The 13,365-nt window shown below is 69.3% G+C and carries 10 protein-coding genes; all 10 read left to right on the forward strand.

Annotated elements, in window-relative coordinates; translation table 11 throughout:
• Positions 1 to 181: 181 nt before the first annotated feature.
• The 10 genes from G1H10_RS32345 (at position 182) to G1H10_RS10510 (ending at position 13,365) form a co-directional block, all read left to right on the forward strand.
• A complete protein-coding gene (locus G1H10_RS32345) occupies positions 182 to 3,331 on the forward strand; it encodes an ATP-binding protein (RefSeq protein WP_216853124.1) in 3,150 nt (1,049 codons plus the stop codon).
• A gap of 28 nt (positions 3,332 to 3,359) precedes the next feature.
• Positions 3,360 to 3,992, forward strand: a complete 633-nt coding sequence (locus G1H10_RS10470; RefSeq protein ID WP_216853125.1) for a DUF4389 domain-containing protein — start codon at positions 3,360 to 3,362, stop codon at positions 3,990 to 3,992.
• Positions 3,993 to 4,216: 224 nt separating this feature from the next.
• Entirely contained in the window at positions 4,217 to 4,798 is a 582-nt protein-coding gene (locus G1H10_RS10475) for a 2-oxoacid:acceptor oxidoreductase family protein (protein ID WP_163736584.1), read from the forward strand.
• Between the two features lie 82 nt (positions 4,799 to 4,880).
• Complete coding sequence (locus tag G1H10_RS10480) at positions 4,881 to 6,137, forward strand: transketolase C-terminal domain-containing protein (protein WP_163737107.1); 1,257 nt, start codon at positions 4,881 to 4,883, stop codon at positions 6,135 to 6,137.
• Positions 6,138 to 6,169: 32 nt separating this feature from the next.
• On the forward strand, positions 6,170 to 7,174 hold the full coding sequence (locus G1H10_RS10485) for a thiamine pyrophosphate-dependent enzyme (RefSeq protein ID WP_163736587.1): 1,005 nt from the start codon (positions 6,170 to 6,172) through the stop codon (positions 7,172 to 7,174).
• Entirely contained in the window at positions 7,174 to 8,799 is a 1,626-nt protein-coding gene (locus tag G1H10_RS10490) for an NAD(P)-binding protein (RefSeq protein WP_174264246.1), read from the forward strand. The genes G1H10_RS10485 and G1H10_RS10490 overlap by 1 nt, the downstream gene beginning before the upstream one ends.
• 122 nt (positions 8,800 to 8,921) lie before the next feature.
• Positions 8,922 to 9,530 (forward strand): Rv1733c family protein, encoded by a 609-nt coding sequence (locus G1H10_RS10495; protein WP_163736589.1) that lies wholly within the window; start codon positions 8,922 to 8,924, stop codon positions 9,528 to 9,530.
• Positions 9,531 to 9,567: 37 nt separating this feature from the next.
• Entirely contained in the window at positions 9,568 to 10,065 is a 498-nt protein-coding gene (locus G1H10_RS10500) for a cyclic nucleotide-binding domain-containing protein (RefSeq protein WP_163736592.1), read from the forward strand.
• Positions 10,066 to 10,184: 119 nt separating this feature from the next.
• Positions 10,185 to 11,510: an MBL fold metallo-hydrolase gene (locus G1H10_RS10505; RefSeq protein ID WP_163736595.1), complete on the forward strand. Its 1,326-nt coding sequence runs from the start codon at positions 10,185 to 10,187 to the stop codon at positions 11,508 to 11,510.
• Positions 11,511 to 11,622: 112 nt separating this feature from the next.
• Positions 11,623 to 13,365: a SulP family inorganic anion transporter gene (locus G1H10_RS10510; RefSeq protein ID WP_163736598.1), complete on the forward strand. Its 1,743-nt coding sequence runs from the start codon at positions 11,623 to 11,625 to the stop codon at positions 13,363 to 13,365.

The raw sequence follows: 13,365 nt of genomic DNA on the forward strand, positions 1-13,365 counted from the left end.
CTGAGCACGACGAGCCTGAGCACGACGAGCCTGAGCACGACGAGCCTGAGCACGACGAGCCTGAGCACCACGAGCCCGGCACGACGCATGAACGTGACGCGCCCGTATACAGACGCGGCGAAGAGGAGCATCATGGTTCACGTCGTGGCACGGTCTGGCTGCTGGCGAGCGGGGGGTACCGGTGACGACGCAGGTGGAGATCCGGCTCTTGGGCGAGTTCGCGGTCGAGCTCGACGGTGTCCCGGTCGCGGCCTCGGCCTGGCCGCGTCGACAGGCCGCGAGCCTGGTGAAGATTCTCGCGCTGGCTCCCGGCAGGCGGCTGCATCGGGAACGCCTGATCGACCTGCTCTGGCCGGAGCTCTCGGTCGCGGAAGCGGCACCTCGGCTGCACAAGCTGGCCCACTACGCCCGGCGTGCCTTCGGCGACGTGCGCGACGCGGTGGTGCTCCGCGACGACATGGTGTCGTTGTTCCCTGGCCTCAGTGTCGTCATCGACGTGGACGTGTTCGAACGGGCTGCCGAAGCGGCGCTGATCGACCCGGCGCCGGATGCGGCATCCGCGGCCGCCGATCTCTATGGCGGGCCGTTGCTGCCCGACGATCTGTACGAGCCGTGGGCCGGCGAGCCCCGCGAACGCATCCGGCTGCGGTATCTGGACGTGCTGCGCCACGCCGAGCAGTGGGAGCGGCTGGTCACGGCAGAGCCTGCCGACGAGGAGGCTCATCTGGCGCTGATGCGGAGGCACCTCGACGCGGGCGATCACCGGGCGGCGCTCCGCCAGTTCGAACGGATGAATGCAGCGCTGAAGCACGAACTGGGCGTCGGCCCTGGCCCCCGTGCACTCGCCCTGCGCGATCAGATCGTCGCAGCGTTACCTCAGCCACCGGGCGGCGGCCGGCCGGCTCTGGTCGGACGGGACGATGAGAGTACGGCCATCGAAGGCGCGCTGGCGGACGCCTCGCACGGGCGTGGCCGCACCGTGCTGGTGCTCGGCCCGGCCGGGGTGGGCAAATCGGCGTTGCTCGACCAGGCCTGTGCCTGGGCGGAACGCGCCGGCTGGCGGACCGGACGCGGCGTCGCCGCCGCGATCGAGGGTGCCTGGCCGTACGCGCCCGTGATGGAGGCTTTGGCCGACCTGTGCCGACGTCACCCGACTCTGCTCGACGGGCTGGACGACACATATCGCGCGGAGATCGAACGGGCTCTGGCCGGGCACGAGCTGACCTGGAGTGGAGAGGGCACGCACCAGCGGCTGTTCGTCGCCACGGCCCAACTCGTCCGGATCGCGGCGGCCGGATCCGGGTTGCTGCTCACCGTCGACGACGTGCACGAGGCGGACGAGGCCAGCCTACGCCTCTTGCACTACCTGGCGCGGACGGTGGCAGGCGAGCGCGCGGTCGTGGTGCTCGGGTTCCGCGACGGCGGCGCGCGGATCGAGCAGATCCGGTCCAGCCTGGTCCGCCGCAACCTCGCGGTGCAGCTCAGGCTCCATCCCCTCGGCCGGGCAGGGACGCAGGAGCTCGTCAAGCAGCGCCTGCCTACCGCGCCGCCGGAGACCGTAGACCGGATCTGGGCGGTGTCGGGTGGACTGCCCTTCACTATCACCGAGATGGCTCGCGCCCCGGAGCCGGCGGACGCGGCGGAACTGGGGGCGCTCGCGCTCACGACGCTCGCGCCCGCGACACGGGAGGCACTGCAGCGGGTTGCCGTGCTGGGCGCGAGCTTCGACACGGACCAGTTCGTCGCGCTGACCGGGCTGCCGGAGCCCCGGGCCTTCGCCGCACTCGACGCGGCGCTGGCGGCCCTGGTCATCCAGCACACCGGAGCCGGATACCGGTTCCGGCACGCGCTGATCCGCGACGCGCTGTTGGCCGGCGTGGCTCCGGCACAGCAACGGGCGTTCCATCATCAGGCCGCGCGCCGTCTGCACGCCATCGGCGCACCTCCGGCACGCGTCGCGCATCACCTGATCGCCGCCGGTGAGCTCGCCGCCGCTGTCCCCCACGTGTTGCTGGCGGTCGAGACCGAGGCCGCCATCGGCGCGTATCGAGACGCTCTCACCCTCGTCGACGCCGTCCGGGGGAACGCAACAGCGACGGACCGGGCGCGCCTGTTGGCACTTCGTGCGAATCTGCTCGCCGCGCTGGGTGACCGCGCGACCATCGACGCGTACCGCGAGGCACTCGCCGTCGCGGCGGAAGCGGATCGTCCACTGCTGCGTGCCCGGATGGGTCAGGCGGCGGTGATGGAGGGTGATCTCGAGACCGCGACGTGGGTGCTGGAAGGGCTGGAACCGTCGGGCGACGAGGCGGATGTGCCTATTCTTCTCGCCAAGGGCAGCCTCGCGTTCTTCTCCGGCGACGTCGACGGCGCGTGGAAGGCCGCGGACCAGGTCAATGCGGTGATGCTGCCCGACGAGGTCACGTGGCAACGGCTTGATCTGCTCACGCTGCAGGCATTGATCGCGCATCAGCGCGGAGAGTTGTTCTCCCGGCTGAGAACCGAGCTGACCCGTGCCAGAGACACCCCCGCGCTGGCCAGCACCCTGTTCGACCCCTACCTGTGTGTGACCGAGTTTCTGCTGTACGGGACGACGCCCTATGGCGAGGTGAAGGCATTGGCTCAGTCGCTGCGAGATACCGCCCGGAGGATGGGCATCCTGCGCGGCGAGGCGTTCGCCACCACCCTGTTGGGCGAGGCGGCATTACTGGCAGGGGAGTTCGTCGTGGCCGAGCGTGAGCTGCTGGACGCTGTCGACCTCCACCGGGAGATCGGCGCCTCGGCCGGTGAAGCGAACACGCTGCAGCGCCTCGCCGAGCTGAGGCTGTATCAGGGCCGGAAGGACGAGGCCCGCCACTTCTTGGTCCGGGCGCTTCCCCGCGCCCGCTGGTCGGTGCTGGCACTCCACCTGGTTCAACGCATTCTCGGCACCATGATCCGGGCCGCACCCGACCCGCACGCCGCGCGGGCGATGGTCGACCAGGCGAGGGAGACCATGGGCCCCGAGGACGCCTGCGCGTTCTGCGTCATCATGTTCGCCGTCCCGGCCGCCACGGCGTGCGCCGACGTGGGTGATCTGGACGATGCCCGGGAGTATCTGGCGATCGCCGAGCGGTCCTCTGAGCTGTGGGAGGGCACGGCGTGGCAGGCCGCGATCCTCGAATCACGCGCGCATATGGCCGCGGCTGCGGCAGAATACGACCGGAGCGTCGCCCTGCTCGGCGACGCGGCGGCGCTGTTCGAGCAGGCGGGCCAGCCGGTCGACGCCGCCCGCTGCACTGCCGGCGTCACCGCCGTCGCGCCGCGGCGTCGTGAGGGCTCGCGCTCGTGATCGATCCACACAAGGGTAGGGGAGTTGTATGGACAACAACGACATGTATCCGATCCAGTTCTCGGTCGATTACCCCGAACGCGATCTCAACCGGGCGACGACGGCGTTCCGGATCATCGTCGCGATTCCGATCATGATCGTCCTCGGCACCGTCTCCAGCGCTGCGTGGCAGTGGACCCACGAGACAGGCACGATCGTGGCTACCGGCGCGGGCGGTCTGCTGTTCGCCGGTCCGCTGCTGATGATCCTTTTTCGGCAGAAGTACCCCAGATGGTGGTTCGAGTGGAACCGGGAGCTGCTCCGGTTCACCAACCGGGTCTGGGCCTATCTGGCGCTGATGGATGATCGGTACCCCTCGACGGACGACTACCAGGCGGTCCGCCTCGAGTTCGAGCACCCGGACGCGCCGAACCAGCTGAACCGCTGGCTCCCGTTGATCAAGTGGTTCTTGGCCATCCCGCACTACATCGTGCTCGTGTTCCTGGACATCGCGGCGGTTGTTGTGGTGATCATCGCGTGGTTCGCGATCCTGTTCACCAAGCGCTACCCACGCGACCTGTTCACCTTCGTCGAAGGCGTCATCCGCTGGCACAACCGGGTGATCGGCTACGCGTTCATTCTGGTGACGGACCGGTACCCGCCGTTCCGGCTGACCGCCTGAACTCCGGGCGGTCTGAACCGCGGACCGCGTTGAACTCCGGGCGGTCCGAACCGCGACCGCCCCTGAACCCCTGCGTGTTCGCCCGCCTGACTCGCTGAGGGCCGACAGGCGTCGTGCACCGGGACCTACGCCCCTACGTGCGTGGTCCGGATCGCGATGTGCTGGACACAGTGGATCGCGATGCGCGACGCCACGTCGGACGGGCCAGGAGATCGGGCAGAGGGATGTTTCAGATACGCATACACGGGCGCGGCGGGCAGGGTGTGGTCACCGCCGCCGAGCTCCTCTCGGTAGCCGCGTTCGTCGAGGACCGGCATGCGCAGGCCTTTCCGAGTTTCGGCTCGGAACGCACCGGCGCCCCGGTGGTCGCGTTCTGCCGCATCGACAACGTACCCATCCGGGTCCGTGAGCCGGTGCTCCGGCCCGACGCACTGATCATCCAGGATGCCACCCTGCTGCGCCAGGTCGATGTCTTCGCCGGTGCGGACCCCGAGGGCCACGTGCTGATAAACTCCGGGCGGACTGTCGCCGACCTCGGGTTGACCGAACAGCTGCGCCCCTTCCGTCCGGATCGGGTCGCCGTCGTGCCCGCGACGGAGTTGGCGCTGCAGAACGTCGGGCGGCCGGTGCCGAACGTCGCGTTGCTCGGTGGTTTCGCGGCGCTGACGGGCGTGGTCTCGCTGGAGTCGGTGGTGGCGGCGATCCGGGAGCGATTCACCGGCCGGCTCGCGGACGGCAACGTCGCGGCCGCTCGAGACGCGTACGGCGTGGTCCGCGACGCGAGGAAGGAACCTCACCATGTCTGAGCAGCGAGAGCTGGAACGCTCGCCGAACGGCCGGGTTGAGCCGGGCGAGCACACTCGTGGCCCGGCGGCCCCACGCCAACCGCTGTATCGGCAGCTGGAAGGTTCGCGCGGGGTCGCCGAGGCGGTGGCTCGCTGCCGTCCGGAGGTGGTGTGCGCGTACCCGATCTCGCCGCAGACGCACATTGTGGAGGCGCTGAGTGCCCTGGTGAAGTCGGGCGAGCTCACGCCCTGCGAATTCATCAACGTCGAGTCCGAATTCGGCGCGATGTCGGTCGCGATCGGTGCGTCCGCCGCCGGCGCCCGGGCCTACACGGCGACGGCGAGCCAGGGGCTGCTGTACATGGCCGAAGCCGTGTACAACGCCGCCGGGCTGGGGCTTCCGATCGTGATGACGGTCGCCAATCGGGCGATCGGCGCACCGATCAACATCTGGAACGACCACAGCGACTCGATGTCTCAGCGTGACTCCGGTTGGATCCAGCTGTACGCCGAGGACAACCAGGAGGCGCTAGACCTGCACATCCAGGCGTTCCGGCTGGCCGAGGAGCTGTCCGTTCCGGTCATGGTCTGTATGGACGGCTTCGTGCTGACTCACGCGTACGAGCGGCTCACAGTGCCGAGCCAGCAGGACGTCGACGCGTTCCTCCCGCCGTACACGCCCCGTCAGGTGCTGGATCCCGCCGATCCGGTGTCGATCGGCGCGATGGTGGGGCCGGAGGCGTTCACTGAAGTCCGGTATCTGGCGCACGTCAAGCAGTTGCAGGCCGAGCGGGCCATCCCGCAGGTCGCGGAGGATTTCGCGGCCGCGTTCGGCCGGGATTCCGGCGGTCTGCTGCACACGTACCGGTGCGACGACGCCGAGACGATCGTGGTGGCTTTGGGCTCGGTACTCGGCACGATCAAGGACACGGCCGACGACCTGCGCGAGGAGGGGATGCGGATCGGCGTCGTCGGGTTGACGTCGTTCCGGCCGTTCCCCGCGGACGCGATCCGTGCCGCCTTGAGTGCTGCGCGGCGGGTGGTGATCGTGGAGCGGGCGTTCTCCACCGGCATCGGCGGCATCGTCTCGGCCGACGTCTGGAACGCGACCAGTGGCCTGCGGCAACGGCCAGCGCACGGCTACACCGTGATCGCCGGCCTAGGGGGCCGCCCGATCACCAAGGCCTCGTTGCGCCGGCTGTTCGTCGACGCGGTCGCCGACCGGCTGGAGCCGTTGACCTTCCTGGACCTCGACCGCGACCTTGTCGACCGCGAACTGCGACGGATGGGCGAGCGCCGCAGGTCCGGCCCGACGGCGGAGAACCTGCTGCGGGACATCGATGGACGCGGACGTTTGTGATCCGGACGGACACACCGGCACGAGGAGCGGACATGGCTGTTCAGCAGATCAAGTTCTACCAGACGGGGAGTTTCGTCGTCGGGAACCGGCTACTGTCGCCGGAGCAGCGCGCTGTTCAGGCCGATCCCGGCCGCGCCAACGCGCTCACCTGCGGACACCGGGCGTGTCAAGGTTGCGGCGAGGCGCTGGGCGCCCGGTATGTGGTCGACACGGCGCTGCGTGCGGCGTCGAACAAGGTCATCGCCGTGAACGCGACCGGGTGCCTGGAAGTGTTCTCCACGCCCTATCCGGAGACGTCGTGGCAGTTGCCGTGGCTGCACTCGCTGTTCGGGAACGCGGCGGCCGTCGCCACTGGGGTCGCGGCGGCCCAGCGGGTGAAACACCGCGACGACGTGCGCGTGCTGGCGCAGGGTGGCGACGGCGGCACCGTGGACATCGGATTCGCCTGTTTGTCCGGCATGTTCGAGCGCAACGACGACGTGCTCTACGTCTGCTATGACAACGAGGCGTACATGAACACCGGGGTGCAGCGGTCCGGAGCCACTCCGCCGGCCGCCCGGACGGCGACCACGCAGGCCGTCGGCTCCGATCCTGGCAACCTGTTCGGGCAGGGGAAGAACGTCCCGCTGATCGCGCTGGCGCATGAGATCCCTTATGTCGCCACGGCCACCGTGGCCGAGCTGCGCGATCTGGAAGCCAAGGTGCAGTACGCGATGAGCCTGCGTGGCGCGCGCTATCTGCATGTGCTGGTGCCCTGCCCGCTCGGCTGGGGAAGCGACTCGTCCGAGACGATCCGGCTGGCGCGGCTGGCCAAGGAGTCCGGCCTGTTCCCGGTCTTCGAGGCGGAACGCGGGGAGATCACCGGGGTGTCGAAGATCCGCCGGCAGGTGCCGGTCGAGGAGTATCTGCAGCCGCAGCGGCGGTATGCGCACCTGTTCGGCCCGTCGCCGCGGCCGGAGGTGGTGGCGCGGCTGCAGGCTCGCGCCGACCGCAACATCGAGCGGTTCGGCTTGATCGATGACGAGGTGGACAACTGATGGAGAAGCCGTTCGCGATCACGCTCGACGTCGGATCGAGCCGCGCCAACAAGACCGGCGCCTGGCGCACGCAGCGTCCGGTGTATACCGATCTGTTGCCGCCGTGCAGCGATGCATGCCCGGCCGGCGAACAGGTTCAGCAGTGGCTGTACCACGCGGAGGAGGGCGGGTACGAGCGTGCGTGGCGGCAGATCATGTCGGACAACCCGTTCCCCGCCATCATGGGACGGGTCTGCTATCGACCGTGTGAGACGGCCTGCAACCGAGGCCGGCTGGACGAGGCGGTCGGCATCAACTCGGTGGAGCGGTTCCTCGGCGACGAGGCGATCCGGCAGGGTTGGACGGTGCCGGTCGAGGCGGCGTCGTCGGGCCGGCACGTGCTGGTGGTCGGGGCCGGACCGGCCGGGTTGGCGGCTGCGTACCACCTGAGGCTGCTCGGACACCGGGTGACGGTCCGCGATTCCGGATCCAAGCCGGGCGGCATGATGCGGTACGGCATCCCCGTCTACCGGCTACCACGAGATGTGCTCGATGCCGAGATCCAGCGGATCGTGGACATGGGCGTGACGCTGGAGCTGGGCACGACCGTGCGCGATGCGGCCGAGGCGATGGCCGCGGACGGCTTCGATGCCGTGTTTCTGGCTGTCGGGGCGCACATCGGGCAGCGGACCTACATTCCGGCGGGTGATTCGGCCAGGATCATGGATGCGGTCTCGGTGCTGCGCGGTATGGAAGATGAGGACCTGCCGCTGCTGGGGCGCAGGGTCGCCGTGTACGGCGGCGGCAACACGGCTCTGGACGTCGCTCGCACCGCCAAGCGTCTCGGCGCGACGGATCCGATCGTCGTCTACCGGCGCAGCCGGGAGCGGATGCCCGCGCACGACTTCGAGGTAGCGGAGGCGATCGAGGAGGGTGTGCGGATGAACTGGCTGTCCACCGTGGCGCACGCCGACGCTGGGACGATCACCGTGGAACGCATGGAACTTGACGAGTCCGGCTATCCGCAGCCCACGGGTGAGTTCGACGAGCTCGGGGCCGATGCCCTCGTGCTGGCGATCGGGCAGGTCAGTGACCTCTCTGTGGTGGACGGTGTGCCAGGGGTGCACGTCGCGGACGCGGTCGTCGAGGTGGACCGGACCATGATGACCGGGCACCAGGGCATCTTCGCCGGGGGCGACATGGTGCCGGCGGAGCGTACGGTCACCACGGCGGTGGGACACGGCAAGCTGGCGGCGCGCAACATCGACGCCTGGCTGCGGCACAGGCGCTACGCGGAACCGGACCGTGCCGAGCTGGCCGATTACGACCGGCTCAACCCGTGGTACTTCTCCGACGCGCCGAAACAGCACCGGCCGCGCTTGGACGCCGCCCGCCGCGCGTCCACCTTCGATGAGGTGGTAAGCGGGCTGGACGAGTCGACGGCGCTGTTCGAGGCGCGTCGGTGCATGTCGTGCGGCAACTGCTTCGAATGCGACAACTGCTACGGCGTGTGCCCGGACAACGCGATCCGCAAGCTGGGTCCGGGGCAGCGATACGAGATCGACTACGACTACTGCAAAGGGTGCAACCTCTGCGTCGCTGAGTGCCCGGCGGGTGCGATCTCGGTGTTACCGGAACGCTCATGACGCATGGACGTTGGTCCCCGATCATGGGACCTTCGCCACTGTGCCGGACGGGTGCGTTCCGATGGACTGGAGTCGAGCCCGCGAAGCCGTCCCGGCGTCCGCGGCCCGCTCGGAGGTGAGTGATGGCCTGGACGACAGTCAGTGCCTTCGCGCGACGGTTCGGTATCGGTCGCTGTCCGTTGCGCAGGCCTTGGGGCCGCCTGGAGGCGGTGCTGACCGGAGCGGCGTTGGTCGCGGCTCTGATGGCGGTGCCGGTCGCCGCGGCGACCGGCACCGCCGCGCATCAGCAGGCGATGCGGGAGGCCGCGGAGCAGGAAACGACGGGTTTTCAGACTGTTGCCGTGCTGACCGCGGACGCCGTGCCCAAGGTGGCGACCACTCCGGCCGGAACGACGGTGCGGGGACCGGTGCTGGTCGAAGCGACCTGGCGGACGGCGGGCGGTCAGCAACGAGAGGGTTACGTGGTGGCCGAGGCCGGAACGGTGCAGGGCACGGAGGTCTCGGTCTGGCTCGACGAGAATGGTGACCCGTCCGAGCCGCCGTTGAGCGCCGGACAGAGTGTCTCCTCGGCGGTCGCGCTCTCGCTCCGGTGGCTCGTCGTCGCGGAGACGTTGATCATCGGTGGTTGGTGGATGATTCGCAGCGTGCTGGTCCTGCTCCGGGTGCACGCGTGGGGTACCGAATGGGCGCATGTCGAGCCGCGATGGTCACGTGAGATGGGCTTCCGGTGAGTGCCCGGACGGATGTGGTCGGGAAGGAGCAGCATCGATGGAGACGACGCCGCTGAGCGAGGTGCTGGCCGGCCACCGGTTCTTCCACTCGCTGGATCCGGCGTACCGTGAGGTCATCGCCGGTTGCGCCGGTCAGGAGCGATTCCAGCCGGGATCGTTCCTGTTCCGCGAGGGAGAGCCGGCGGATCGCTTCTACGCGGTGCGTTCGGGCCGGGTGGCGTTGGAGATGGCGGCGCCGGGAGTCGGTGCGATGATCATCGACACGGCAGAGGCCGGGGAGGTGGTCGGGGTCTCCTGGCTGTTCGTCCCGTATCGCTGGCAGTTCGACGCCAGGGCGGTCGAGCCGGTCGGCGCGATCGGCTTCGACGCGGTCTGCTTGCGCGAGAAGGCCGACGCGGACCCGCGCCTGGGTTATGCGCTGATGAAACTCTTCGCCGAGGTGCTGATTCGCCGGATGCAGTCGGCCCGGGTGCGGTTGCTGGATCTGTACGGCGACGGGAGGTCAGGAACGCCGGCGGATCGCGTACGCGGTTAGCCGGCCGCGCGGGCCCTCAACACCACGTGTCGTTATACCCCCTGGGGTATATTACAGTAGATGGTTGTCGGGTACCCCTGGGAGTATGTAACGCAGAGTTGAGCAAGAAAGGCTCGCATATGGACCTCATCCCGTTCCGCACCCCTGGCCTCGGGGATCAGAGTTACCTGTTGATCCATGACGGCGCGGGAGTTCTGGTCGACCCACAGCGAGACATCGGGCGATTCCTCGATGTCGCCGCCGATCGAGACGTCGACCTCCGCTTCGTCCTGGAGACGCATGTGCACAACGACTACGTCTCCGGCGGAGAACAGGCCGCCTTGCGCACGGGAGCCGAGCTCGTGCTGCCCGCCGCCTCAGCCGTGGCGTATCCGCACACCCCCGCGTTCCACATGGAGGAGATCACCGGCGGTGGAATCACGTTGCGCCCGGTCCATACGCCCGGACACACGCCCGAGCACACGAGTTACGTCGTGCTGATCGAGGACGAGCCGGTCGCGCTGTTCTCCGGCGGGAGCCTGCTGGTCGGCTCGGCCGGCCGACCGGACCTACTCGGCAGCGCTCGAGCACGGACGCTGGCCAAGCTCCAGTACGGCTCGTTGCGGCGACTTGCCAGGCTGCCGAGGAACGTCGGTCTCTACCCCACGCATGGCGCAGGCTCCTTCTGCACTGCCAGCGGGGTTGGAAAGCACACGTCGACCATCGGCGAGGAGATCGACTCGAATCCGCTGCTGACCGTCGGCGAGGCCGAGGAGATGGCCGACCGGCTGCTCGCCGACCCGATGCCGATTCCGGCCTTCTACCAGTACATGGCGCCCGCGAACATCCTCGGTGTGCCCCCGATGCCGCCGGTCACCGTTCCGGAGCTCAGCTACGCCGACCTCCAGGCCATGCCCCCGGCGACGCACGTCGTCGACATCCGGCCGAGGGGGGCGATGGCGGGTGGCATGCTTGCCGGTTCCACCGGCATCGAGCTCGCGGATGATTTCGGCAGCTGGGCGGGCTGGCTGCTGGAGTATCAGAGTCCGATCGTGCTGGTAGCACAGCCGGACCAGAACGTCAGCGAGGCGGTGACGCAGTTGGCGCAGATCGGCGTAGACACCGTGCGCGGCGTGATCAGAGACCTGCGCGGGGCGCCCACCACGCGGTTCGAGTTGGTTGACGTGGCTACCTTCAGACGACGGATGAGCGATCCGGCCGTGCAGGTGCTCGACGTGCGCATGCCGAACGAGCGTGCCGAGGTACGCCTCGACGGGGCGGTCGAACGGTTCGTCCCTGAACTCATCGAACGCGGTATCCCGCCGGAGCTTGACCGCGATCGGCCGGTGCTGGTGGCCTGCGCAAGCGGGCGCCGGGCGGTCATCGCGGCGACGTTGCTCGCCCGGGAAGGATATCGGCCCGCGGTGCTCGACGGCGCCGGCATCGCCGACGTGGCCGCGCGATGACGGCATCCGTGGGGGGATCGTGTCACCCCAGCCCCGCACGTTCTCCCGCGCCGCGTGCCGGCGGCGATGTCGAAGCCGGCACAGCCCGGCAGTGCATCTGCGGCGGACCAGGGTGAACCGCACGATTCCGCTGCCCAAGGTGGACCGCGCGGTTCCGCTGCTCGGGTGGTTGCGCCGGTACAACCGGCACGCCCTCCGGCACGACGCGGTAGCAGGCCTGACGGTCGCGGTGATGCTGGTGCCGCAGAGCATGGCATATGCCACGCTGGCGGGGATGCCGCCGGTCACAGGGCTGTACGCGGCGATCGTGCCGCTGCTGGCATATGCGGTGTTCGGCACGTCGGGATCGCTTGCCGTCGGGCCGGTGGCGATCACCGCGCTGATGACGAGCGCCGCGCTGGCTCCGCTGGCCGACGGCGACCCGGCCCGCTACGCCGCGCTCGCCGGGCTGCTGGCCGTTATGGTCGGCGGCATTCAGCTGCTGATGGGGGTCTTGCGGTTCGGAGCGCTGGTCAGCTTCATGTCCCACTCCGTCTTGTCCGGATTCACCTCCGCGGCCGCGATCACCATAGCGGCCAGCCAGGTCACCGGACTGTTCGGGTTGGACGCCGCTCGAGCGGAGACGTTCGGCGAGATCCTCACGTCGGTGTGGGACGCCGCCGTCACGGTGCACTGGCTGACCGTCGTCGTCTCGGTCGTGAGCGTGGCCGGGCTGATCATGCTCGCCCGCTACGCGCGCAGGGTTCCAGGAGCACTGGTCGTGGTCGCCGTCGTCACGTTGGTCAGCGCCGCGCTGGGGCTGGGTGAGCGCGGTGTGGCGATTCTGCGAGACATCCCGCGTGGCTTGCCGGCCCCGGCGATACCGGAGCTGACCTCCGGTGACGTCCGGCTGCTGCTCCCGGCGGCAGCGGCGATCGCGCTTGTCGCCTACATGGAGGGCATTGCGGTGGCGAAGGCGCTGGCGGCCAAGTCACGCCAGAAGATCGACGCGAACCAGGAACTCGTCGCGGTCGGAGCGGCGAACGTCTCCGCGGGGCTGTTCCAGGCCTTCCCGGTGGCCGGCGGGTTCTCGCGGAGCGCGGTCAACTTCCGGGCGGGCGCACGGACGCCGGTGGCGACGGTCATCACGGCTGTCGTCGTGGGGCTGACCGCGCTGGTTCTGACGCCGGCGTTCTACCATCTGCCGGAGGCCGTGCTTGCCGCGATCGTGGTAGTGGCCGTGCTCGGCCTGGTGGACTACCAGGGTGCGATGCGGGCTTGGCGCGCGCGTCGGTCGGATGGCGCCGCCGTCGCGGTGACATTCCTGGTCACGCTAGCTCTCGGTGTTGAGCCAGGTCTGCTGGCAGGCGTCGGGTTCAGCGTCGGCGTCTTCCTGTTGCGCTCGTCTCGCCCGCATCTGGCCGAACTCGGCCGGGTGCCGGGCACCCATGTCTATCGCAACGTGGCCCGATACCCAGACCTGGTGACCGACCCCCGCGTGGCGATCGTCCGGGTGGACGCGCCACTGTACTTCGCCAACGCGCAACGTCTGGAGGATTCCCTCCAAGAGCTCACCGACGACCGCCCCGAGCTGCGCGCCTTGATCCTCGATGCGAGCGCCGTCGGTGATGCCGACGCGGACGGTGCGCAGGCCGTCGCCCAGCTTCACGAACGGCTCGCCGATCGTGGCGTCGGCCTGCATCTGGCCACCGTGCGCGGTCCGGTGCGGGATCTGCTCACCCGGGCGGGCGTCTGGAAACGCCTGGCGGAAACGGCCGCTGTGCATGCCGATGTCATGACTGCGGTCGACGCGACCCGCGTCGGACCGCCGCTGGCCGATCCAGTCCCGCGGCGGCCCCCGGCCGACGTCCTGTAG

This window comes from Phytoactinopolyspora halotolerans, from assembly GCF_010550675.1.
Taxonomy (GTDB): Bacteria; Actinomycetota; Actinomycetes; order Jiangellales; family Jiangellaceae; genus Phytoactinopolyspora; species Phytoactinopolyspora halotolerans.

What these genes read in the sequence shown, in the direction of transcription:
- G1H10_RS10470 (WP_216853125.1), top strand. Translation starts at nt 3,360, where the DNA reads ATGGACAACAACGACATGTATCCGATCCAGTTCTCGGTCGATTACCCC.
- G1H10_RS10475 (WP_163736584.1), top strand. Translation starts at nt 4,217, where the DNA reads ATGTTTCAGATACGCATACACGGGCGCGGCGGGCAGGGTGTGGTCACC.
- G1H10_RS10485 (WP_163736587.1), top strand. Translation starts at nt 6,170, where the DNA reads ATGGCTGTTCAGCAGATCAAGTTCTACCAGACGGGGAGTTTCGTCGTC.
- G1H10_RS10490 (WP_174264246.1), top strand. Translation starts at nt 7,174, where the DNA reads ATGGAGAAGCCGTTCGCGATCACGCTCGACGTCGGATCGAGCCGCGCC.
- G1H10_RS10495 (WP_163736589.1), top strand. Translation starts at nt 8,922, where the DNA reads ATGGCCTGGACGACAGTCAGTGCCTTCGCGCGACGGTTCGGTATCGGT.
- G1H10_RS10500 (WP_163736592.1), top strand. Translation starts at nt 9,568, where the DNA reads ATGGAGACGACGCCGCTGAGCGAGGTGCTGGCCGGCCACCGGTTCTTC.
- G1H10_RS10505 (WP_163736595.1), top strand. Translation starts at nt 10,185, where the DNA reads ATGGACCTCATCCCGTTCCGCACCCCTGGCCTCGGGGATCAGAGTTAC.